The organism is Salinibacterium sp. PAMC 21357 (genome assembly GCF_000247645.1).
GTDB lineage: Bacteria > Actinomycetota > Actinomycetes > Actinomycetales > Microbacteriaceae > Rhodoglobus.
In genome coordinates this window covers 905,917-929,797 of record NZ_AHWA01000004.1, presented here as the reverse complement: position 1 = coordinate 929,797, position 23,881 = coordinate 905,917, and the positions used below count along the sequence as shown (strand labels likewise).

Here is a 23,881-nt window from a genome sequence, read left to right as displayed (position 1 = left end):
TTAGCTATTCGGCACCATCGTGTACTTAGTGGAGAGGTACTCGTGGATGCCTTCCGAGCCGCCTTCGCGACCGATACCCGACTGCTTGACGCCACCGAAGGGGGCGGCTGCGTTGGAGATGACGCCAACGTTAAGGCCCATCATGCCGGTGTCGAGGGCGTCGATCATCCGGTTTCCGCGAGCAAGGCTCTCGGTGAAGACATAGGAGATCAGGCCATATTCGGTGTCGTTAGCGATCTTCACGGCGTCGGCTTCGTCGGTGAACTCGACGATGGAGACGACCGGTCCGAAGATTTCTTCCCGCAGGATGTCGCTGCCAGCGAGAACACCGGTGACGACGGTGGGCTCATAGAAGCTTCCATCGCCATCAACGCGCTTGCCGCCGGCCACGAGAGTCGCGCCGCGCTTGACGGCATCCTGAACTAGCTCGTCTGCCTTGTCGACAGCCTTGTCATTGATGAGCGGGCCGATGTTGATGCCATCTTCTGTGCCACGACCGATCTTGAGGTCAGCGACGCGAGCCGCGATTTTCTCGGCAAATTCGGCGGCAACCGAGCTGTGCACGATGAAACGGTTGGCAGCGGTGCAGGCCTGGCCGATGTTGCGGAACTTCGCCGCCATCGCACCATCTACGGCCTTGTCGAGGTCAGCGTCGTCGAAGACAACGAACGGGGCGTTGCCGCCAAGTTCCATCGACGTGCGCAAGACATTCTCCGAGGCCTGCTTGATGAGGGTCCGGCCGACAGGAGTTGAACCGGTGAACGACAACTTGCGAAGACGCGGGTCAGCGATGATCGGTTCAGACACGGCGGACGAACTCGAAGTAGTGACGACGTTGAGCACACCAGCGGGGAGGCCGGCTTCTACGAACAGCTTCGTCAAGAACAGTGTGGTGAGCGGGGTGAGAGCAGCGGGCTTCACGACAACCGTGCAGCCGGCAGCAAGTGCTGGCGCAATCTTGCGGGTCGCCATTGCGAGAGGAAAGTTCCACGGCGTGATCAAGAAGCTGGGTCCCACCGGACGCTGCGAAACGATCATGCGGCCGGTGCCCTCTGGCGTGTTGCCGAAGCTGCCCGAAATGCGCACAGCTTCTTCACTGAACCAGCGCAAGAACTCGCCACCGTAACCAACTTCGCCCTTTGCTTCGGCGAGCGGCTTGCCCATCTCCATAGTCATCAGCAGAGCGATGTCGTCGCTGTGCTTCTGAACAAGATCGAAAGTGCGGCGCAGAATCTCGCCACGCACCCGAGCTGGTGTTGCTGCCCACGAATCCTGGGCAGCAACCGCTGCGTCGAGCGCCCGCATTCCGTCTTCAGCCGAAGCATCCGAAATGCTGCGAATGACCTTGCCAGTGGCGGGGTCAGTCACGTCGAGCGTCTTGTCGCCGGAAGCCGCGACCCACTCACCGCCGATGAAAAGCTGGTTCGGAACGGCTTCGAGAAGCTGGGTTTCGGTGGAGTTAGTCATGCGGGGTGCACCTTTCAGGTTGATGAAAACGGCGACGCTAGTCAAACAGCGGTAGCTGAACTTCGGCTTGGTGCTGCGTGGAGTTGGGCTGAGTGGAGGCTGAGCTTGAGTGAGCGGTGAGCGGTGAGTTACGCGCTGGCGAGAGCGTCGCGAACGACGTTGAGTCCGTCAGCGATGAGCTCGTCAGAGATCGAGAGCGGCGGGAGGAAGCGGATGACGTTGCCATAGGTTCCACAGGTCAGCAAGACAACGCCGGCGGCGTGCGCTGCAGCCGCAACCTTCGAGGTGAGGGCCGCGTCGGGCTCTTTCGTGGCGGGGTCGATGAGTTCCATGGCGATCATGGCGCCGCGGCCTCGTACGTCTCCGATGCGGGGGTCTCCGGCGCGGAGTCCGTTGAGGCGGCCGCGGAAGATGGTTCCAATTTCGCGGGCACGGTCGATCGCGCCTGACTCTTCGAAGGTGCGGATGGTGGCGAGTGCTGCGGCGCAGGCGATGGGGTTTCCGCCGTAGGTTCCGCCGAGTCCGCCGACGTGGGCGGCATCCATGACATCGGCGCGGCCGGTGACGGCCGAAAGCGGGAGACCGCCGGCGATGCCCTTGGCGGTGACCATGATGTCGGGAACGAGGTTCTCGTGGTTAGAAGCGAAGAGGTCTCCCGTGCGGGCGAAGCCGGTCTGCACTTCGTCAGCGATGAAGATCACGCCGTTGGCGGTTGCCCAGGCGCTGAGGGCGGGGAGGAATCCGGGAGCGGGCTCAATGAAGCCACCCTCGCCCTGGATGGGCTCGATGATGAGGGCGGCGAGGTTGTTGGCGCCGATCTGCTTTTCGATCATCAGGATGGCGCGGGCTGCTGCTTCTTCGCCGCTGATTCCACCATCGCGGAACGGGTACGACATGGGGGCGCGGTAGAGCTCTGAGGCGAAGGGTCCGAAGCCGCTCTTGTAGGGCATCGACTTGGCGGTAAGGCCCATCGTGAGGTTGGTGCGGCCGTGGTACGCGTGGTCGAAGGCCACAACGGCCTGCTTGCCGGTGAAGTAGCGGGCGATCTTGATCGCGTTCTCCACGGCTTCGGCGCCGGAGTTGAAGAGCGCGGTGCGCTTTTCGTGCGTGCCGGGGGTGATCTCGTTGAGCTTCTCGGCGACCTCGATGTAGCTTTCGTAGCCGGTGACCATGAAGCAGGTGTGCGTGAACTGGGCGACCTGTGCGGTGACGGCTTCGACAACGGCGGGTGCCGAGTTGCCTACACCGGTCACGGCGATGCCTGAGCCAAAGTCGATGAGGGTGTTGCCGTCGACGTCGCGAACGACGCCTCCCCCGGCTGCTTCGACGAAGACCGGAAGGGTGATGCCGATTGCTGCCGCGACGGACTGCTTCTTGCGCTCAAGCAGTGCCTGCGAGCGTGGTCCGGGAATTGCGGTGACGAGGTCGCGCTTTTGCGGAAGCGAGGGGCCGCCGACCGGGGCCGTAGGGGCGAGTGCGGAAGTAGTCATGGCCACCGATCCAATCTGTGAAGAATTCGTTTGGTTCAACGTAGTGCGCAACCGCCGAGAGCAATAGACGCACAATGGCATTCTGAACCTAAAGAAGTGACAGAATGGCATCAGGAGGTTTCAGTATGCCAACACCGATTTGGGACATCATCGAAACGCCGCAATTGGCGTTGCGAGCGCTCACCCCGCGAAAGACTTTCGACCGCTCGGTGAACTGGGTTCACAACTCTGACCTTGACGACCCGACCCCGTTCTTGGCTGACGGCCAGCTGCTTCTCACGACCGGCCGCCAGTTCGTCGACAACCCCGCCCCTGACTTTGTCGCGTACGTCGCGCGCCTCGCCGCCGCCGGGGTCGCGGCCCTCGGATTCGGAACCGAAGTCATCGCCCACGGAGTACCCGAAGAACTCATCAGTGCCTGCGCCGTGATCGGCCTTCCCCTGTTCGAAGTTCCGTACAGAATCCCGTTCATCGCCATTAGTCGTCTCGTCGCCGACAACGAAGCCGAACAAGCGCGAGCCGAGTTTGACCGCGCCCTCGCTGCCCAGAACGACATTGCTCGCGCCGCGGTTGGCAAAGGGCGGCTAAGCGCAGCGACCACTCGCGCCGCCGAACACCTCGAATGCCAAGCGTGGATCTTCGATGCTGATGGTGAAGTTGTGAGCAATCGCAGCGAAAGCTCCGTGCCAGAGTGCCCGCCAGACATCCGCGCTTCCGTGAACACGCTTCTGGCCCGCGCCCGACGAGCCCGGGTCGTTGACGATGTTCCCGACGAACACCGCATCGTGCAAACGCTGGGGCCAAGCGGGCAACTGTGTGGCGCCGTCGCGTGGTCGCGCGGCAGCGAATTCGGCGACCTTGATCGGTCAGTGATGACCGTGCTGGCGGCGCTCGCCGAGGTTTCGCTCGAGCAAACCGAAAATCTGCGAGTAGGCCATCGCGCGATTCTGGAGCAACTTTTTCAACTGCTCAAAGACGGCAGGGTCGACAGCGTGCGGCGGGCGGTGCGCGTCGCGGGCATTGAGCTTCCGAAAAATCGTTTTGCCGTAGCCGCCCTGAACTTGAGCGAAACCAACGCGAGTGTGCGCGATGTTCTGGAGCGGCGCGCAGCCCGAGCAGACAGCCGATTTTTTGCGGTCGCGGATGGTCGACACTTGCTAGTGCTCATCGATGCAAGTCAACTCGCTGCCGAACGTCGCTTTTTTCGGATCAACGAACTCACCGTCGGCCTCTCGTCCGAAGTTGGCTGGGCCGAATTGACGGTGGGCATCACCCAGGCCGTGCGGTCGCTCGAGGCGGCTCCCCCCGGCAGCGTCACCGAGTTCGACAGCCTCGTTGGAGAAAGCTTCTTCGGGCTTCTCGCCTCAAGTTCGGTGGCCGATATTGCGCACGCCCGCCTCGCGAGCGTCATCGATTCCGTTGAAGGTTTGGGGCTCCTGCGGTTCGCCCAAGTGTGGCTGCGACACAACGGCCAGTGGGATCCCGCGGCCCGCGAGCTGGGCATCCATCGGCACGGTCTCAAGACGCGGATGCAGCGGCTCGCCGAGCTCACAAATTTGGGCCTCGATACTTTCCAGGGGCGTGCAGAATTGTGGGCAATGTTGGCGGCAATTGACCTCAATGAAAAGTCCTAGCCGAGGTCCCAGAATTTCGGTCCAAAAAATGTTGACTTCCACATCACAGGAATTCGCATGTAGCCTACGAACGAATCTCGGCGGCGTCGCCGGTCATTTTCGAGCAGCGAGGAGCCTCTCATGAAGACCTTCCAATTGATCAATCCCTACACTGGCGAAGAGGGCACAGCGCACCCCGCTGCCAGCGACGAAGTTATTGAGCAGATTGTCGCCGCGGCGCACTCTGAGTATGCGGGCGGAATGAACCGTGATCAGGTAAAAGAGCGCGCAGCCATCGTCACCCGCATCGCCGATCTTTTGGCCGAACGTTCCGCAGAATTCGGCGAAATTATCGTTCGTGAAATGGGCAAGCCGCTCGCCCAAGCAGTCGGTGAAGTTGAGTTCTCGGCCGACATTTTTCGCTACTTCGCCGACAACGCTGAAGAGTTCCTTGCCGACGAACAAATTCCCGCCGGCGCTGGTACCGCGTGGATCCGCAAGAGCCCTATCGGTCCCATCTTGGGCATCATGCCGTGGAACTTTCCGATCTACCAGATCGCCCGTTTTGCTGGCCCCAGCATCGTGCTCGGCAACCCCGTTTTGGTGAAGCCGGCGCAGCAGTGCCCCGAGTCATCCGCCATGCTGGAAGCGCTCATTCACGAGGCCGGCCTGCCCATCGGTGGGTACCAAAATGTGCTCGCCGATAACGACCAAATCGCGAAGCTCGTCGAAGACCCGCGCATCCAAGGAATCTCCCTCACCGGCTCCGAACGTGCCGGCGCCATCGTCGGTGCCGCCGCCGGGGCAAACCTCAAGAAGAGCGTGCTCGAATTGGGCGGGTCTGACCCGTTCATCCTGATGTCGACCGACGACATGGATGCCACCGTTGAGGCGGCTGTCGCGGCCCGCGTCGACAACAACGGGCAGGCTTGCAACGGCGCCAAGCGCTTCGTCATCATCGACTCGCTCTACGAAGAATTCGCCGAAAAGTTCAGCAGCGCAATGGGCGCCATCACCGTCGGTGACCCGATGGAAGAGGGCACCGAGCTCGGCCCGCTCTGTTCAGTGGATGCCGCCAAGAACTTGGAAGAACAGGTTGCTGAGGCAGTCGCCGCCGGAGCCACGCTGCGGGTGGGAACAGGCAAGCGCGACGGAACCAAGTTTGCGCCCGCCGTGCTCGAAAACATCAGCCCCGAGAACCCGGCCTACACGGTGGAGTTCTTCGGTCCGGTCGCCCAGCTGCACCGCGTGGCTAGCGAAGAAGAAGCCATCGAGTTGGCCAATGCAACACCGTTCGGGCTCGGCTCTTACGTCTTCACTACGGATGCCGACCAAGCTGACCGCATTGCCGACGGCATCGACGCGGGCATGGTGTACATCAACGAGGTTGGCGCGGATGCTCCCGAGCTGCCCTTCGGCGGAGTCAAGAACTCCGGCACCGGTCGCGAACTCGGTGCCCACGGCATCGACGAGTTCATGAACCGCAAGCTGGTCAAGCGCCCGTAACCGGTTCGCACGCTCAGCGGCAGGCTCACTGCCGCTGAGCGCCAGAAATCCAGAGTCGAACAGGCGAGCTACGGCTATGCGTCTCCCGCGAGGGAACGTGTGCCTGTGGCTCGCCTTTTCTTTCCCACAGCGTCATAACAGTCCGCGAGTTCGCGGTTCACGCCGGCGAGCATTTCGGCGTCGCCGCGGGCGTTCTTCCCGACTGTTTTGAGCAGCTTGATGGCGTCTTTAGGGCGCCCGAGTTCAGCGAGAACCTGAGCGGCAAAACGTTCGATTCGCAGCGCACCGCTCGGGTCGTTGGCCGCGCGCAACGCGGCGGCTGCCTTCGTAGCCTGGTCGACGGCATCCTCAGCGTCACCGAGAACGTGCAGGGCGCGAGCCTTGGCAGCAAGCGTTGCCGCCGTCATCCAGGGTGCCTGATTCGCGATCGTGTCGGCCTCGACTTCGGCGAATGTGGCCAGCGCACTGCGGTCGCCCAGGCTGGCTTGAGCCGTGCCGAGGTCGTGCAGCACTCCGAGGTAAATGACCCCGTCACCCTGCGATTCACGCACGGCAGCCGCGGCGATCATCAAGGCTGCACGCGCCGACTCGTGGTCATTGCGGGCGGTGTGGATGCCGGCCACGCTGCGAGTGGCGCGGGCGGCGTCATCGAGCGCGCGAGCTTCGGTGTAGAGACTGGCGGCCATCGTCCACACTTGGATGGCGGAATCCAGTTGTTCAGTCGCGGCGAACGAGTGCGCCATGAACTCGAGGCTCTCAGCTCGAGCCGCTGCCGGTGCGCCGTTGGTGGTCTCGTGGTTGTAAATCTCCGCGAGCATGGCGATCGCTTCGGGGTGGCTGTCGGTCATCACAAGCATGTTCGCCACTGCTTTGCGTGCTTCCGTGTCGTCGATGTCGAGTTCGTGAGCCAGCTCGATGGCGTCGCGGAACCGCCCGAGAGCGATCGCTCGCTCCTGAGCATCCACCGCCATCCGACCTCCAAGAATGGTCGTGTGGTACAGCCGGTCGGGAAGATCGACGGCGTTGTAGAGTTCGATGGCTCGGGTGGCGGCACGCAAGGCTTCGTCCGGTCGGCCGACGCTCGAGAGGGCCATCGCCGAAAAACTCTGAGCTTCTGCCTCGGCGGTTCGATTGCGCGCCGCAGCGAGAAGCATGGTGCTGTACTCGAGCATCCGCTCACTATTTCCGTCGGAAACCGCGATCTGCATCAGATGACGGGCGGCGAAAAACTGGATCGAGCCGGGGTCATCGGCCGCATTCGCCTGAAGGTACGCGAGGCCTGCGGTGGAATGGATGCGCTCCTTGTCGCGCACCGGCTGGCGGCCTAATGCATCGGCGAGAGCGAGCAGGGCCAGCGAGTGAAGTCGCGGCGGGAGCTGATCAGCGTTCATCGTTTCGCGTTCGAGCGCGGCGAGGTCGTAGGGTTCTGCGCGGCCAAAGAACGCCAATCCCATGCGGGATTGGCTGGCCGCTTCGAGGGGCTTGTCCAGTTCGAGCAGCAGCGTGTGACGTTGGAGTGCCACTGATTCTGCGGTCTCCAGCTGACCCAAACGCACGCAGCACGCGGTAACGATCCCGAGCGCGGTGACGCGCACTGCTCCCGCGGTGAGGTGCACCGCGTGAAGCGCGGCGCTTAAGGCCGGGGCGAAAACGTCGGCGGTGAACAGCTCTTCAGCGCGCAGTAACCACTGTTGGCCCTCGGTGGGAGCGTCGATGTCAGAAAGAGCGAAAGCCATCTGTCAATTATCGCGACCTCTGCTCAAAGCGCACTCCCCGCCTTCGCGGGGTAGAGCAGTTCGCCGCGGCGCGGATAACGCGCCGCGGATAACGCGCCGCGGCGGAGAAACGATCAGCGGCTAGCTTGCGCCCTCGGCAATTGCGCGGGCGGCAGCAGCATCCGCCGTCCGCCCCAGCTTGTCGAGGCTGTCGGCCAGCTCGAACGCGGCCAGAGTGCGCAACTGTTCGTGACCGGCAGCCTGCTCAATGACCGACTGCAACACGGTGACGGCTTCATCGTGACGGTCTTCACCAGCCAACACATTCCCGACGAAGCGTTCGCAGTTCGCCGCCGACATCGAGTCGCCCGTTGCGCGGTATTCATCGGATGCCGTCAGCGCCAGAGCGACTGCTTCTTTGGCTCTGCCGAGGCTGGCGAGCGCTCGGGCTTTGGAATCCGAGACGTCGGCGTGCAACCAATCGGCGCCGTGCTCGGTGGCGAGCGCGAGCACTTCGTCGAGGGCGTCGAGCCCTTCGGCGTTGCCCGATTCGGTGAGGGCCCTCCCCGAGTGGTGCAGCACGCGCACGAGCAGGTTCAGGTTGTCGGGGGTGGCTCGCGCGTGCTCGACCGCGGCAGTCAGCAGTGCCGCTGCCGACTCGTGGTCGTTGTACTGCGCGTGCAGGCCAGCACTGTCGGCGAGGGTGCGAGCGGCGCTCTGGGTATCGCCGGATTCGAGATACAGCTCGACCGCCTTCTCCCACGTGCCCACGGCCGAGCTGAGTTCGTCGGCTTCGACGTAGCCGTGACCGAGCCAGTAGAGGGTTTCGCCGCGGCTGCCGGGCGCAGCATCGGCTGCGGTTTCTTCTTCATACAGTCTCGCGAGAATGTCGATGCCTTCTGGCGCTTCCTCGCCGCGCACAAGCGCCCGGCCGAGTGCGTACCGCACTCCGACCGTGTCGATCTCAAGGCGTTCGGCATACCGCACGGCGAGGCGGAAGCGGCTGGCGGCAGCCGCAAACTCTTCTGCCTCGTCGTACAGGCGGCCTGCGAGAACGGTGATGTCGTGCAGCGGGCCGGCGGCGCCGATCGTGTGCGTGAGCGCGGCCGCGGCATCCGCCTGCTGAGCGCCTTCGGTGAACTCGCCGGCGCTGCCGTGAAGGCGGGCGCGCAGGGAGTGCGCCTGGGCGAGATTGCCGCGGTTGCTCGTGATGCTTTCGAGAGTGTTGAGGTAGCTGACGGCGGTATCGGCGTCGTCAGTGCTAGCCGCGATATCAGCGAGGTAGCGTAGAGCGGCAACGCGCGCGCGGGGTGAATCGCCCGCTGTCGCATGCTCGAGAGCGCGCATGGCCAGAGCGGTTGCGGCCTCAATGTCGAGTTCCTCGCCCCGAACGAGAAGGCCAAGAAGAGAGATTTCGATGTCAGCAACCTGCGCCGGCGCGAGCTCGCCCGCCACCTGAGCGGCTACCCGCAAGGCAGTGAGATCATCGTCGCTACCCCGGCCGAACAAGGCCAACCCCAGAAGCTCTTCGAGCGACGCTTGAGCCTCGTCGCCGTCATTCCCACGCTCGCGAAGCAGCGGGACGCGTTCAGTCAGCAGCGCTTCGGCCTCCGCCAATTCTCCACTCGCGACGAGCGCCGCGATCAGCGGGCTGAGCGCCTCAGCACGCTCGGTGCCCTGGGCCAGCTGCGCGGCCATGTGCGCGGCGGACAGGCCGCCGGCGAGCCAGCCGATGGCCAACAGTTCCTTCGCCCGCTCGAGCCAGCCGGCGGCATCCGTCGGCTCGGGGTCGGTCGCGGCTGGGCGCCCCAGCGTTTCACTCGTGAGGCTTAGCGGGTAGCTCTCGTTAGCCAATTCTTTGGCCTTCTGGAGGCTGCGGGCCCGGTAGTCATTGCCTGCCCGCTGGTCGAACTGGTCACCGAGGCGGCGCGCAGCACTCCAGACGGCGGTGGCGAGTTGCTCGGCAGTCCAGGCGCCGTCGTTTTCTCCGAAGAGCCTCTGGAGTTCTCGGCTCTCGGCGCCGCGCACTGTCTGCCCGCCGAAGCCGGCAGTGGTGACGGCGTCGAGCAGCACCCCCGCGGCCACTAGGCCAGCGAATTGGCCTGAGGCGTTGAGCTGGTCGTGCACGAACCAGGAGAGGTGGCGTTCGAGCATCGAGAGCCCGCGCGCTTCGTTGCCGGTGACGGCGCAAAAGATGAGGTGGTTGGCGATGATGCTGAGGTTGTCGGCGTTGTCGCGCGCTAGGGCGTAACTACGAAAGTGGGCCGCGCGAGCATCATCGAGGCGGCCAGCGCGCAAGTACGGGAGCAGGGCGCGAGAAAGGGCATTTTCTGGTTCGTCGCCGCACTGAAAGCCACCCGCGATGAGCTCATCGACAAGATTGATGGCTTCGTCGTTTCGGCCGAGCTCGGCCAAGAAGCCGCTGCCGTCGCTGCGCACGCAGGCGTCACAGTGGCTGTAGTCGTCACGGGGAGTGATGGCGAGAGTCGCCCGCAATTGTTCTGCGCGTTCAAGATCACCGAGTGCCCACGCCGCGGAGAACTGCGAGTTGAGAACACCGCTCATGCCAAGACCGCCCGCACGATAGTGCGCTTCCATGTCGGCGAGCGCCGCATCAATGTCTGCGGTGCCGAAGATGGGCGAGCTCGCGAGCGTGCTGGCAATCCACTTGAACTGCCACATGAGGCTGGCACCGTCGTTACCAATCCCATCCGGAAAACGCACGGGATCGTCGTCGTGTTTGGCCAAGCACCAGGCAAACGATGAGAGCAAAGTCTCAGTGTCGCCGAGCATATTGGCGGATGCCGTCTGCCGAATCCGTGCCTGGTATTCGAGTTCTTCGTCACCGATGTCGATCGCTAGAGCGATTGCCTCATCAACGCGCGCGCGTTCCTCGGCGCCGAATGCCATGCCGTCGATCTCGGCGAACAGTTCATGGATGCGGGCCACACTCATAGGGAGGTTCCTTCGGGGAGGTCGTCGCCGAGTTTCACACTCATGGCGATGAGGTCTGACAGGGAATTGGTCATCATGGCGCGGTCGCGCACGCCGAGGGGGCGTTGGCTCGTGAGGAGAGCCTGCACGTAGAGCAGTTGGATGGTGCGGGAGAAAACGGCGTCGTCGCGCAGTGTTGACAGAGTGACGACGACGGGATTGTTCCAGTTGAGGCAGAGGCGCGCAAGGCTTGTACTGATGCCGTCGCTCGCGAGGCGTTCCTCGGCGAAGGCGTCGATCTTGCCGAGAACGTTCTGCCACAGGCCGGGCTTACTTACTTCGCGGGCCGAACGACGGTCGATCGAGCGCAGCACTTCGGGGTCGGCTAGGTAAAGCCCGGTCACATCGGCGCTCGGCATGCTGCGGACGATCACCGAGCAGTTTGCGTCGATGAGCACGGCGCTGGCACGGTCTTCGAGGCGAGCGACAGCGGTGCGGGCATCCAGGGGCGGCACTTCTAAGAAGTCGAGCTCGTCGAGCACACTCACGCGGTCGACGGTGAGGCCGTCAACGATCGACGGCAGCAGGCGGGCAATCTCAGTGTCGTAGACGTAGCCGCCGTTGATCACGGGGCGGTCCGCGCTCGCAATGCTGGCAATCTGGCGGAACTCATCAACCGTTTCGGCGTATCGCAGCGCCTTGTGGTCGCGAGTGAGAGTCTCGATGGTCATGCGCCCGAGCGTCGTTTCTACACTCAGCCACGGGGTGATGAACGTGGCCAGCTCTTCGTCGTGAATGACGAGTGACTTGAGCGCGAGCGAATGCAGGTTCACGAAGTCGCTGAGCTGGCCCGGATTGCGCGCGGCCAGTTGCAGCACCCACTGGCGCAGCGTCGTGCCGATCGCTGAACGGGTGTGCTCGAGAATGTCGTCGTCGACGAGCGATTCGCGGCTGGCGGTGGGGGTGAGTGCGGTGCTGTTCAGCACCACGCGCACAAAGAACGCCCAGTCGGGAAGCAGGGCGTCCACGTTTTCGCTGAGCAGCATCCGGCCCAGATAAACGCGGTTAGCTTGGCGGGCTCCCGGCGGGGGTGAACTTGGCAAGACGTAGGCAACACCGGTCGTATTCGTGCCCGGAACGCTTAGCGGGATCGCGGCAAAAGGCTCTGCACCGAGCACTTGGCGGCCATAGGCCAGCACCTCAACCGGCGACGCCGTGTGCGGATCGATGAACGGCGCCGCGTGCGTCACGGTCTCACTGCCGCCGCCGGGCAGATCAACACGCACGCCCACGGGCAAGAACTCGGCGAAGGTTGTTGCGAGCGCTAGCACCGTGGTGGTGCCGAGCAGGTCGTGCTGATCAAAGCGCGGCGTGAGCGAGACGGTGGTGCCGATAGGCAGGTCGCCCTCCAACTCGCGCACACTGAAGGTGCCGTCGCTATTGCCGATCCATTCGACCGGGGCTGAGCCGCGAGCGGAGCGTGACTGAATCACAATCTGGTCGGCCACCATGAAGCAGCTGAGCAATCCGATACCGAACTGGCCCAGGTAGTCGCTGCGCGGCAGGTCAAAGATGTCGCGCTTGGATGATCGGCCCACGGTCGACAACAGCTCGGTCATCTCGTCAGCGGTGAGCCCGATTCCGTCATCCTGAAACCGAAAGGTGTCGTTGTGTTCACTGAGCGGAGTGATGCGGATGCCGCGGCTCGCGACAGCGCCCTCGAACTCTGCTCGCGCGGCCAGGGCGTCGCGCCCGTTCTGCAGTAGCTCGCGGAATACACGCGAGGACTGGAGTAGATGTGCTTGCTCAGAAGGTCGACGACCCCCGTGAGATTCACTTGAAAGGACTGGAGATCGTCTCGGGAATCGGCGTTCACTAGTAAATTCTCTCACTTCTCCGGGAGTGGCTCCGTGCTGATACCCGCCGCCATCGCGTGCAGCGCGGCGAGATGCCCGTCGAAAGCACGGCGACCCTGCGTAGTGAGTGCGACCGTAGTCGTCTGGCGCGCGTCCGTCCGAAGCGGGGAGGCCTGCTTGCTGGTGATGATGTAGCCGATTTCGGCGAGGTTTCTCAGGGTCTTCGAAAGGTTTGCCTCACTGAGCTCGAGCGTTGCGGCGATCGCCGCGAAGTCTGCTTCGTCGAGGGGGCGCAGCATCGCACAGAGACGCAGCCGGGTTGGGGCATGGATCGCTTCGTCGAAGAGGGGCCTAACCCGCAAGACGCACCTCGGCAGCAAAGGTGCGGTCATACGCCATAACGATGAACGTGGTCATAACGCCGGCAACTGCCGCAACGGCAATGACCCATCCGGTCAGACCGAAGAGGGCGAAGATTATGCTGGTGACGAACGAGCCGGTGACGATGACTGTCAGGGCAACCAGCAACCAGATTCCGCGAGGGCCGGCGGGAAGGGTAATGCTGAGGCCGCTGCGCTGACGAAAGAGCAGCTCAACGCCGATGAAGATTCCCAGGCCTAGGATGATGGGCCACCATGCCCCTGCCAGCCCGGCCGCCGGGGCGCCGATAATGAACGCTGCGCCCAAACCTTGAGAGGGCGCAGCCCAAAACGTTTCCGCTGTCACTCGGTCGCCGATCCGGCCCCGGTCACTGCTGAGCGCTTCGAGCGCTTCGCGCGCAGCTGTTGGGCCATGCTCATTTTCTGAATGACTTTCCACGCAGCTAACAGAATCACATAACTAGTGGTTGAGCAACCTTGTGCTGATCGAGTTGCTGATCCTTGAGGAGTGAAGGGCCCTAGCCACGTGCGTCGTCGCGGGTATAAACTTGAGTCGTCTCAACTCAACTTTTGTGGAGGGTTTGCAATGGCAAACATGCAAGGTGCCCCTGGTACTGACGAAGAGCAAGAAAGTGCTCTCGAAAAGTACGGCGTTAATCTCACCGAGATCGCGCGCAGCGGCAAGCTCGACCCCGTAATCGGCCGTGATGCTGAAATTCGCCGCGTCAGCCAAGTGCTCACCCGGCGCACCAAAAACAACCCGGTGCTTATCGGTGAGCCCGGCGTCGGAAAGACGGCAGTCGTTGAAGGCCTCGCCCAGCGGATCATCGCAGGCGACGTCGCCGACTCCCTCAAAGGCAAGCAACTCATCTCGCTCGACCTCGCCGCTCTCGTTGCCGGGGCAAAATACCGCGGTGAATTCGAAGAACGCCTCAAAGCCGTGCTCAAAGAGATCAAAGAGTCTGACGGTGAAGTCATCACCTTCATCGACGAACTTCACACCCTCATGGGCGCTGGCGGTGGCGAAGGATCAGTCGCCGCCTCCAACATGCTCAAACCGATGCTGGCCCGCGGCGAGCTGCGCCTGATCGGAGCAACGACTCTCGACGAATACCGTCAGTACATTGAGAAAGATGCCGCGCTCGAACGGCGCTTTCAGCAAGTGTTCGTTGGGGAGCCATCCGTCGAAGACACTGTCGCCATTTTGCGTGGTCTCAAAGAACGTTACGAGGCTCACCACAAGGTCGCCATCGCCGACTCAGCTCTCGTCGCAGCGGCGACACTCAGCAACCGCTACATCTCCGGTCGCAAACTTCCCGACAAGGCCATTGACTTGATCGACGAGGCCGCGAGCCACCTCAAGATGGAGATTGACTCATCGCCCGTTGAAATCGACCAGCTGAAGCGTGCCGTCGATCGGCTGCGCATCGAAGAGCTCGCTCTGAAGAAAGAGAAAGACGACGCTTCGAAAGCGCGGTTAGCGAAACTGCGCGAAGACCTCGTTATTCAAGAGAAACAACTGAACGAACTCGAAGCGCGATGGAAGATTGAGAAGGCCAGCCTCACGGGCGTCGGCGACCTCAAGACGCGTCTCAACGATGCACGAATTGAACTCGACCGCGCTATGCGTGACGGGCTCTACCAGAAGGCCTCCAAACTCAACTACGAGACGATCCCCGCGATCGTGGATGCCATAGCGACGGCCGAAAGCAACGAACCGGCCGGCCCCCGAATGGTCAACGATCAGGTCACCGAGGAAGACATCGCCGCCGTCGTTGCCGCCTGGACGGGCATCCCCGTCGACCGCCTCACCGAGGGCGAAACCGAAAAACTGCTTCACCTCGAAGCGGAGCTCGGCAAGCGTCTCATTGGCCAGAAGGAAGCAGTGCAGGCCGTCTCTGAAGCTGTGCGCCGCACGCGGGCCGGAATTTCCGATCCCGACCGCCCCACCGGTTCGTTCTTGTTCCTCGGCCCCACCGGCGTCGGAAAAACTGAGCTGGCCAAGGCGCTCGCCCAGTACCTCTTCAACGACGAGAAAGCTCTTGTTCGCATCGACATGAGTGAGTACGGCGAGAAGTTCTCCGTCTCGCGTCTCGTCGGTGCCCCTCCCGGCTACATCGGTTTCGAGCAGGGAGGCCAGCTGACTGAGGCTGTGCGACGCCGGCCGTATTCGGTGATCTTGCTCGACGAGGTTGAGAAAGCTCATCCAGAAGTCTTCGACATTCTCTTGCAGGTGCTCGACGATGGGCGTCTCACCGACGGCCAGGGTCGCACCGTTGATTTCCGCAACGTGATTCTGATTCTGACGAGCAACTTGGGCAGCCAGTTCATTACCGAACAGGCGCTGCCGTGGGAGGCCCGCAAGGAAGCCGTGAATGACCTGGTGCGCAAGTCGTTCAAGCCAGAGTTCATCAACCGGCTCGACGACATCGTGGTGTTCCAGCCGTTGTCGACCGACGATCTGAGCCAAATTGTTGAGCTCGATATTGATCGTCTCGGCAAGCGCCTGACCGACCGTCGCCTCCACTTGGCGGTGACTCCGGACGCTCGCACGTGGCTTTCTGAGCGTGGCTATGACCCCATCTATGGTGCGCGTCCCCTGCGCCGGCTCATGCAGCGCGAGATCGACGACCGACTTGCTAAAGCACTCCTGGCCGGAGATATTCGCGACGGAGACACCGTGCTCGTGGCGTTGGCATCCGACGGCAATGCGCTTGTGGTGACGCGGATGCAGCCGGGAGCTGAGTAGAACAGAGCTGCAGAATTGGGTGGCGCCGGGCAACTGACGGCGCCATCCTGCCCGCCGCTATCGCCCCGCCACTATCTGTTAGCCGTTAGAGGAACATCGGCCGATCGTCATCATTCTCGGTGGCGATAGCGAGTTCGACGACAACGGGAACGTGGTCACTTGGGCCATCGCCCTTGCGCTCTTCTCGCTCGATCGATGCTTCCGTAACAAGCTCGTCGAAGGCCGGCGAACCCATGATGAAGTCGATACGCAAGCCCTCGTTGCGGGGAAACCGCAACCGCTGGTAATCCCAATAGGTGTAGCCCTCAATACCGCGACTGCGCAGCGCATCGATGAGGCCTGCAGTTTCGAAGGCGCGAAAAGCCTCGCGCTCGGGTTCGCTCACATGCGTCTTGCCCTCGAAGGCCGCGATATCCCACACGTCAATGTCTAGGGGCGCAATGTTGAAATCGCCCATGAGCGCTAGTGGTTGCTCGGGGTTCTCCTCAAGCCACTTCGTGGTCTGAGTTGCCAAATTGGCGAGCCACTCCAGTTTGTACGGGTAGTGCGGGTTATCGAGTTCGCGGCCGTTGGGTACATACAAACTCCACAGTCGGGCACCCTCAACGGTGACGCCAATAGCGCGCGCCTCGATGGGCACCGTGCCGTCATCGAGGGCCTTGCCGAACCCGGGTTGGGTATCGAAACCGATTGTCACGTCATCCATCGGCAGGCGGCTCGCAAAAGCAACACCATTCCACTGACTGAGACCGTGAAGCTCAACCTCGTAGCCAGCATCGGTGAAGGCCTCAAGCGGAAACTGTTCGGGCTTGCACTTAATCTCTTGCATTGCCAGAACGTCGATGTCTTCTCGAAGCATCCAGTCAACGACGCGACTGACGCGGGTTCGGATTGAGTTCACGTTCCAGGTGGCAATGCGCATGACTCAACGCTAATAGGTGAACCCCCCCTTACTGGGCCACGACAGCGGCTGGTGGGCGACATAAAGTCAGATCATGCGCCAGCAATCCGCCCTTCTTGATGAAGAGACGGTTGCCGCAGCAGCAGCGGATCGTTTAGACCGCAGAAACGCCGTAATTGTCTCAACGCTTGGCTTTATTGGCGTGATAATTTCGGGCGCCCTGTTGATCTTTGGCGACGCTGTCCTCTAGCGGTGAGCAGCACATGGGTATTCTGGACTCGTGACCGACGCCAAGCAGCAGCTCATTGACTACATTTCCGCCGACGCCGTATTTCACGGTGACTTCACTCTGACCAGTGGAAAGCAAGCAAGCTACTACGTCGATTTGCGTCGCGTAAGCCTTGACCACCGGGTTGCCCCGCTGATCGGCCAAGTGATGCTTGACCTGATCGCCGACATCCCGGACATCACCGCCGTTGGGGGGATGACGATGGGAGCTGACCCTGTTGCCGCCGCGATTTTGCACCAGGGTGCCGCGCGCGGCGCACACTATGACGCTTTCGTCGTGCGCAAGGAGCCCAAGGATCACGGCCGTGGCCGTCAGGTCGAGGGCCCTGAGCTTGAGGGCAAGCGCGTGATTGTGCTCGAAGATACGTCGACGACGGGCGGCTCACCACTTGCGGCCATCGAAGCGCTCGAAAAGGTTGGTGCGATCATCGCCGGGGTTGCCGTGGTGGTTGATCGTGACACGGGAGCCAAGGAGCGAATCGAGGCTGCCGGTTACCCGTATTTCTCTGCCATCGGGCTTGGTGATCTGGGCTTGACTCCGTGAGTAACGGCAACAACTCTTCTGGCTCTGACGACGAGCAGGCCGCCCGCGCGCCCGCTTTCAATTGGGGGCTGCTACCGAGCGAGGCTGCTGCTGCAGAGGCTGGGCTACTCAAGCTGCCCCCGCTCGACAGTGATCCCGCGGCCGACGAGCAACCGGACGCTGAATCCGCCCAACCCGGCGCTGAATCTGCCCAGCCCACTGAGCCGTCAGATCGTGAGTTGCCCGATCTTGTACTGCCAGATTCTGAGCCATCCATCGCTGAGCCCCCGCCGACCGAGGCGCTTTCTGCGGTCGACCTTCCCACGGGGCTGATGGATGTTGCCGATCTGCCGACGGGGTTGATGGATGTTGCCGACCTACCCACCGGGGCAATGGATGTCGCCGATCTGCCGACCGGGCTGATGGATGTTGCGGACATCCCTCCTGGCAGCGCCAGTGGTCCGCCGACCGAAGCGATGAACGCTGCCGATTTGCCGACACGACGTGAACTTCGGATGCCCGCAGCGGTAGACCCTGCGCTCGAGGGTGCGACGGAAGTTATTGCTGCGCATCCGGTCTCGGCTGCCGGACCAGAAGACGAATCTGTGGACCATGACGCTGTCGGGGCGCTCTTCGGCGACGAGCAGTTTGTGGAGTACGAGGAGGAGCCGCTGCGTGGCGCTCTTGTTCCCGCTGTCATTAGTCGACCGCGTGAGGCTCAAGCGCCGCGCGCGCCGATTCCGCGCGGTCAGCTCATTGCGATTTCCATTGCTGCCGGTCTTGTGGCGGCGCTGGCTCTGACGGCTCTCTTCTTGGGCGGCACCAAGATCGGTGAGGCCGTGACCCCTGTTGCGGTGGCTACTCCTGTTCCCACCGATACGGCGAGCTCGGCTCCGGCTGTTGGTCCGCTGCCAGTAGGAACGTATGCCTGGGATGAGCTTCTTGGCGGCGAGTGCCTCGATCCCTTCGAGTCGGCTTGGCAAGACGAATACACGGTTATTGAGTGCGCCCAGCCGCACGCCGCCCAGCTTCTTGTGCGTGGTGAGTTCGATGATGCGGTCTCTGCGCCTTTCCCGGAACTCGATGGGTTGACCGAGCGCACTTTGGCACTCTGTTCTACAGACACGGTCATCAACTTCGTTGCCGCCAAGAGCTTCGCCGACCTCGAAGTGGTGGCGAGCTTTGCTCCGAATGCCAGCAAGTGGGAAGCGGGTCAGCGTGAGTACTACTGCTTTGTGACTCGAAGTGGTGATGATGCGCTTACGGAATCAGTGGCACAACCGCAAGCTGCAGCAGAGGTCGACGGCGAATAGCCCGCGAGCAGCGCTTCGGGCCGACGCCGTCGTCACCCGCCTATCTATTTGTTGAGAAGGTCGGCGACGCTATTGAGCACTTCGTGCGGGCGGAAGGGGTAACGGTCGATCTCTTTCTGATCGCTGATACCGGTCAGCACGAGCACCGTGTGTAGTCCGGCTTCGATGCCAGCAACTATGTCGGTATCCATGCGGTCGCCGATCATTCCCGTCGTCTCGCTGTGGGCGCCTATTTTGTTGAGCGCCGAGCGGAACATCATCGGGTTGGGCTTGCCGACAATGTAGGGCTCGCGGCCCGTGGCCTTCGTGATGAGTGCCGCAACCGCACCGGTAGCCGGCATGGGGCCTTCTGCGCTGGGGCCAGTGGCGTCGGGGTTGGTGGCGATAAACCGGCTGCCATTGCCGATGAGTCGGATTGCTTTGGTAATCGACTCGAAGGAGTAGTTGCGGGTCTCCCCGATCACTACGTAATCAGGCTTGGTTTCCGTCATGATGAAGCCGGCTTCGTGCAGGGCAGTTGTGAGGCCGGCTTCACCGATCACGAAAGCGCTACCGCCCGGAATCTGTTCTTTCAAGAAATCTGCCGTCGCGAGTGCCGAAGTCCAGATTGACTCTTCAGGAACGTCAAGTCCTGACGCTTTGAGTCGTGCGCTGAGGTCGCGCGGAGTGAAAATCGAGTTGTTGGTGAGCACCAGATAGGGCTTGCCTTCGTCTCGCCACTGCTGCAAAAGCTCAGCGGCGCCAGGAACCGGGTGATTTTCGTGGACGAGTACGCCATCCATGTCGGTAAGCCAGCATTCGATTTCGCTGCGATTGATCATGCGCTCATGTTAGCGAACACCGTCTCGCTCGAAAGACGCGTAGTGATGATTTCGATAGCGGCGGGGTTCTGCTCAACCAGCACAACGCGTCGGTTCAACGATTGAGCGACTGCTCCTGTCGTGCCGCTGCCGGCAAAGAAGTCGAGCACCCAGTCGCCGGGCTGGCTTGAGGCTTGAATAATGCGACGCAGGATGCCCACGGGTTTCTGGGTGGCATAGCCCGTCTTCTCTTTGCCCGTGGGGGAAACGATCGTGTGCCACCAGACGTCCGTTGGCAGCTTGCCTCTGGCAGCTTTCTCCGGAGTGACGAGCCCGGGGGCCATATAGGGTTCGCGGTCGACTTCTTCGTTGTTGAAGTAATAGTTTTTGGGATTCTTCACGTAGACCAGAATCGTGTCGTGCTTCGATGGCCATTTTTTGGTGGCGCGGGCCCCGTAGTCGTAGGCCCAAATGATCTCGTTGAGAAAGCTGTCGCGGCCAAAGAGCGCATCGAGCGCGACCTTGGCGTAGTGCACTTCGCGATAGTCAAGGTGCAAGTAGAGGGTGCCTCGATCGTCTAGCAGTCGCCACGCCTCCTGCAGGCGAGGTTCGAGAAACTCCCAATAGTCGGCGAACCTGTCGTCGTACGAGTAGAGCGCGCCCTTGATGGTCTCGTATGTATTGCCACCGAAACCGACACGGGTTCCCTCGGTCGAGCGTTTGGTTTCTACGACTTGGCGCGACTGAGTGCGGCCGGTATTGAACGGGGGGTCGATGTAGATAAGCCGAAAGCTTTCGTCGGGTAGCGCACGGATCGCCGGGAGGTTATCGCCGTGCATTACGAGGTCGGGGCCGGTTGGCTGCCAGGGCGTGTGCATGATGTGAGATTAACAGCCTCCGAGCATTGACGTGTGGCGCTGGCGGGTTACGCGCCGCAACAGACCATTCCACCCACGGTTTGGGGTGGAGCACAGAGCACGAGTTCCTGAGGAACTCGTGCAAACATTCAACATCCAGCTTATGGTTGTAGGTGACTAGCTCACCCGAAGGGCAAATCGGCATCGATGCGTTGAACCGCAAAGTTGCCAGATAACCCGGGGGAGAAAGCTGTGTACAACGACGACGCTCAATCTGAGCGACCGCGATCGCGAGGGCGATTTTCGTTGATGCGGGCGATTGCCACCGCGGTGACTTTTGGTCTTCTCGTTACCGGGATCACCGTTCTTCCCAGTGCTCCGGCTGAAGCAGCTGTCGTGCAGTGGGGCACGAACGCCGGCACTTCGCCGAACTATCAGACCACCGTCAATGGTGACTTCGTCATGGCGGGCAACGGCGTTCTCGAGTGTTTGGGCGCGTACTTCAACGGTATTGGCAACTGTACCGATTTGCACTCCGCGTCGAACGGGAACAGCAACACGGCTAACGACAACTTCTACCTGCAGAACTCGAACACGGTTACGGGATTCACCACAAACTCGAGCTCCGCCAACATCACGATTCCCTCCGGAGCATCGGTCAAAAAGGCATTCCTGAGCTGGAGTGCTAATACCGGTACGTACACGGGCACCACCCAAAATACCTGCACGGTGCCGAACTCTAACCGTGGCACCGTAACTATGCCCGCGGGCTCCGCCACCGGTTATCGCACCCAGGCGGCGAAGATCAAGGTCGGCACAGCAGGCGCGGTTACTCCTGTAGCGCCCGCGAGTGTGCTCGAGGATCCCACCGGCACCGTCTCAGCGCTGTATTACAGCGCCAGTGCTGATGTCACGAGCGCCTTCGCTGGGGCGGCAACGGGAACACCGCTTTTGGTCTCGGCTGGTGACATTTGGACCCCACAGGGTGCAGGGTGTTACGCGGGCTGGAGCCTCACCGTTGTCTACGACTACGGCATTTACATTCCCACCAACCTCGCTTCAGCACCGCACCGGATCATTTTCTATGAGGGCCACGTGCGCCTCACGGCCGCTGAGGCTCCCCTTACGGTTGCGTTTAACGGGTTCAGTGCCGTAGAGACAGGAACCCGCGCTGGCTACACACTGTTCGAGGGCGACCGGGTCATCCAGGGTGACAAGGCCGAATACTCGCGCGGTAACGGTGCTTTCACGCAACTTCCCAATAGCGCAGGCGACACGAACAATATCGGAATCGGCAGAGGCGAGGGCTCCGTTCGCTACACGGCCCTGAGCGACACCGGGCCGTTCACTAACCAGAGCGTCGATGTCGCGTCGGTAAGCCTGCCCAACGTGCAGTCCGGCGACACTTCGGTGAATCTCCGCATGAGCACGAGTGGCGATTCGTACTTGCTCCGCAACGTCATTCTGTCGGTGCCGAGTGCGGGCATCAACGTCTCGAAAACGTATGACGGAACGCTTGACCAGCAATCGCGTACAGCATCCGAAGTGGCGACCTTCACCATCACCGTCACCAACTCCGGCGTCGGAACTTTGCAGAACATCACCATTGCGGACGACCAAACGAACTGTGCCCGCGCTCTCACCGGAGTCACTTTGGCTCCGCTGCAGTCATACACCTACACCTGTACAGCGAATGGCCCGACGACCGCTAGCTACGACTCAACAGCTACCGCCTCAGCATCGACAGTGGTCGGGGCGAACTCTGCCACAGGCAGCGACTCAACACGGGTGCTGCTCTCCTCGCTCGCTCTGACGAAGACGAGCGCGCTCGCTGGTGGCGCAACCGGTCGCGTCGGCGACATCCTCAACTACACCTTCACAGTGAAGAACAACGGCGACTCTCCTCTCACCGCCGTCACCGTCACTGACCCACTTCTGACGCCATCGAACATTGTCATGACGTGGCCAACGGGAGTTGCGCGGGCATTGGCGCCCGGTGCCTCTGCCGTCGGAACGGGCACGTATACGCTCACTCAAACTGATGTGGACTCTGGCTCTGTTCCGAACACCGCGAGTGCAACGGGCATCGATGCTGACGGTGGCGTGAAGCCCGTAGCCTCGGCAAGCAACGTGGCGACAATCCCCGTGAATGCTCTGCTCACGACCACCAAGTCGGCAACGTACGCCGGCGCCGGCGTTGGCAATGTTGGGGACACCGTGAACTACGCGTTCTCCGTAAAGAACAACGGAAACGTGACTCTCACCTCGGTTGTGCTCACTGACCCGTTGACGGGCTTGGTTGGCTTGAACGTGACGTGGCCGGGGGTCAGCGGGCGCCTCAACCCCGGCCAGACCGCGACAGCGACCGCGACCTACGTCGTCAAGCAGACCGACGTCGATGCCGGCAAGATCGTCAACCAAGCAAAGGTCACCGCCAGAACGCCCAAAAACGTTGCTGTGACGAGCCTGAGCAATGAGGTCGCTCTGGCGACAACCCCGCAATCGCCCGCTCTGGTCACCACAAAAGCAGGAACGGTGTCGGGCACTGGAGCGGTCGGCTCGACAGTCACCTACGCGTTCACGGCGAAGAACACCGGAAACGTCACCCTCAGTGGCGTTCTGATCACTGACCCTTTGCCGCTGCTCAGTGGCATCTCGCACTCGTGGCCAGGCGCCGTCGGCGTGCTCGCCCCCGGCCAAACAGTCACCGCCACGGCGACTTACACAGTTCGTCAAGCGGATGTCGACAGCGGTCGTGTGCGTAACACCGCATCCACGACAGGAACCTCGCCAAATGGAACGGTAGTTACCGCGCCATCACCGCAGGTCGATGTGGCGTTGCAGACCCGGGTGCCTTCGGTCTCGTTGACCAAGAGCGGCGCGCTCGCGGCAGGATCGTCGGTGGGCAACACGGTGAACTATTCGTTCGTGATGACCAACAACGGTAACGTCACGCTCACGGCGGCGGCGATTTCCGATCCGCTCGTGAATGCTTCGGGGATCACCTACGGAACCTGGCCGAGTGGAACAAACGGCACTCTGGCACCGGGACAGTCCGTCACCGCGACCGCGACTTACACTCTCAAGCAAAGCGATGTCGACTCCGGGGCGGTAGTCAACACGGCGACCGCCGTTGGTAAGCCGCCCACGGGTGCGAACGTGACTCGCACGGCCCCCGCGACAGTGCCAATCGCCCCCAACACGACGATGGCTGTCACCAAAGTCGGAACTGTCACTTCCGGTACGGGCGGTGTCGGATCGATCATCACGTACACCTTCACGGTCAAGAACGAGGGAAACCTGACCCTCAGTCAGGTCGCGCTCGCCGACCCACTCTCGGGACTCTCAGCGATTGTGGTCGCGTGGCCGGGAGCCAGCGGAGTGCTGACGCCGGGGCAGACCGCCACCGCAACGGCGACGTACACCGTCAAGCAGTCTGATGTGGATGCGGGATCGGTCAAGACACGGTAACCGCCACCGCGAAAACGC

At 62.0% G+C, this 23,881-nt stretch carries 17 protein-coding genes; 7 read left to right on the top strand and 10 right to left on the bottom strand.

Translation table 11 applies throughout. The features are described 5' to 3' along the window. Both ON14_RS07730 and gabT read right to left on the bottom strand, forming a co-directional pair. On the bottom strand, positions 1-1,467 hold the full coding sequence (locus tag ON14_RS07730; RefSeq protein WP_010204300.1) for an NAD-dependent succinate-semialdehyde dehydrogenase: 1,467 nt from the start codon (positions 1,465-1,467) through the stop codon (positions 1-3). A 128-nt stretch (positions 1,468-1,595) separates the two neighbouring features. Then, positions 1,596-2,957: a 4-aminobutyrate--2-oxoglutarate transaminase gene (gabT, locus tag ON14_RS07725; RefSeq protein WP_010204299.1), complete on the bottom strand. Its 1,362-nt coding sequence runs from the start codon at positions 2,955-2,957 to the stop codon at positions 1,596-1,598. A gap of 125 nt (positions 2,958-3,082) precedes the next feature. On the opposite strand from gabT, the gene ON14_RS07720 reads away from it, so the two are divergent. Both ON14_RS07720 and ON14_RS07715 read left to right on the top strand, forming a co-directional pair. Beyond that, positions 3,083-4,591, top strand: coding sequence for a helix-turn-helix domain-containing protein (locus tag ON14_RS07720; RefSeq protein WP_010204298.1), 1,509 nt, complete (start codon positions 3,083-3,085; stop codon positions 4,589-4,591). A 120-nt stretch (positions 4,592-4,711) separates the two neighbouring features. After that, positions 4,712-6,076: an NAD-dependent succinate-semialdehyde dehydrogenase gene (locus tag ON14_RS07715; RefSeq protein WP_010204297.1), complete on the top strand. Its 1,365-nt coding sequence runs from the start codon at positions 4,712-4,714 to the stop codon at positions 6,074-6,076. A 74-nt stretch (positions 6,077-6,150) separates the two neighbouring features. On the opposite strand, the gene ON14_RS07710 is transcribed toward ON14_RS07715, so the two are convergent. The 5 genes from ON14_RS07710 to ON14_RS07690 form a co-directional block, all read right to left on the bottom strand. Continuing rightward, positions 6,151-7,812, bottom strand: a complete 1,662-nt coding sequence (locus tag ON14_RS07710; protein WP_010204296.1) for a hypothetical protein — start codon at positions 7,810-7,812, stop codon at positions 6,151-6,153. Between the two features lie 120 nt (positions 7,813-7,932). Continuing rightward, a complete protein-coding gene (locus tag ON14_RS07705) occupies positions 7,933-10,746 on the bottom strand; it encodes a hypothetical protein (RefSeq protein WP_010204295.1) in 2,814 nt (937 codons plus the stop codon). Beyond that, positions 10,743-12,617, bottom strand: a complete 1,875-nt coding sequence (locus ON14_RS07700; protein ID WP_081503526.1) for an HSP90 family protein — start codon at positions 12,615-12,617, stop codon at positions 10,743-10,745. The genes ON14_RS07705 and ON14_RS07700 overlap by 4 nt, the downstream gene beginning before the upstream one ends. Beyond that, entirely contained in the window at positions 12,614-12,943 is a 330-nt protein-coding gene (locus tag ON14_RS07695) for a transcriptional regulator (protein ID WP_010204293.1), read from the bottom strand. The genes ON14_RS07700 and ON14_RS07695 overlap by 4 nt, the downstream gene beginning before the upstream one ends. Next, positions 12,933-13,400, bottom strand: coding sequence for a hypothetical protein (locus ON14_RS07690; RefSeq protein ID WP_010204291.1), 468 nt, complete (start codon positions 13,398-13,400; stop codon positions 12,933-12,935). The genes ON14_RS07695 and ON14_RS07690 overlap by 11 nt, the downstream gene beginning before the upstream one ends. Before the next feature lie 147 nt (positions 13,401-13,547). Here ON14_RS07690 and ON14_RS07685 point away from each other — a divergent pair, with 147 nt between their 5' ends. Next, positions 13,548-15,710: an ATP-dependent Clp protease ATP-binding subunit gene (locus ON14_RS07685; protein ID WP_010204290.1), complete on the top strand. Its 2,163-nt coding sequence runs from the start codon at positions 13,548-13,550 to the stop codon at positions 15,708-15,710. Positions 15,711-15,795: 85 nt separating this feature from the next. Here the strand turns inward: ON14_RS07685 and ON14_RS07680 are convergent, their stop codons facing one another. Next, positions 15,796-16,632 carry an exodeoxyribonuclease III gene (locus ON14_RS07680; protein ID WP_010204288.1) on the bottom strand — a complete coding sequence of 279 codons (837 nt, stop codon included), beginning with the start codon at positions 16,630-16,632 and terminating at the stop codon, positions 15,796-15,798. Positions 16,633-16,705: 73 nt separating this feature from the next. On the opposite strand from ON14_RS07680, the gene ON14_RS15830 reads away from it, so the two are divergent. The 3 genes from ON14_RS15830 to ON14_RS07670 are packed head-to-tail and all read left to right on the top strand — an operon-like array spanning position 16,706 to position 18,735. Continuing rightward, positions 16,706-16,861, top strand: a complete 156-nt coding sequence (locus ON14_RS15830) for a hypothetical protein (protein WP_158000079.1) — start codon at positions 16,706-16,708, stop codon at positions 16,859-16,861. Positions 16,862-16,891: 30 nt separating this feature from the next. Beyond that, positions 16,892-17,443: an orotate phosphoribosyltransferase gene (pyrE, locus tag ON14_RS07675; RefSeq protein WP_010204286.1), complete on the top strand. Its 552-nt coding sequence runs from the start codon at positions 16,892-16,894 to the stop codon at positions 17,441-17,443. Further along, the gene (locus ON14_RS07670) at positions 17,440-18,735 is read left to right on the top strand and encodes a septum formation family protein (protein ID WP_010204284.1); all 1,296 of its coding nucleotides are present in this window, start codon (positions 17,440-17,442) and stop codon (positions 18,733-18,735) included. Before pyrE ends, ON14_RS07670 begins: the two co-directional genes overlap by 4 nt. 44 nt (positions 18,736-18,779) lie before the next feature. Here the strand turns inward: ON14_RS07670 and ON14_RS07665 are convergent, their stop codons facing one another. Both ON14_RS07665 and ON14_RS07660 read right to left on the bottom strand, forming a co-directional pair. Next, positions 18,780-19,556, bottom strand: a complete 777-nt coding sequence (locus ON14_RS07665; RefSeq protein WP_010204283.1) for an HAD-IIA family hydrolase — start codon at positions 19,554-19,556, stop codon at positions 18,780-18,782. After that, positions 19,553-20,413: a DNA-methyltransferase gene (locus tag ON14_RS07660; protein WP_010204281.1), complete on the bottom strand. Its 861-nt coding sequence runs from the start codon at positions 20,411-20,413 to the stop codon at positions 19,553-19,555. The genes ON14_RS07665 and ON14_RS07660 overlap by 4 nt, the downstream gene beginning before the upstream one ends. Before the next feature lie 231 nt (positions 20,414-20,644). On the opposite strand from ON14_RS07660, the gene ON14_RS07655 reads away from it, so the two are divergent. After that, positions 20,645-23,863: a beta strand repeat-containing protein gene (locus ON14_RS07655; RefSeq protein WP_010204280.1), complete on the top strand. Its 3,219-nt coding sequence runs from the start codon at positions 20,645-20,647 to the stop codon at positions 23,861-23,863. The last annotated feature ends 18 nt before the right edge of the window (positions 23,864-23,881 follow it).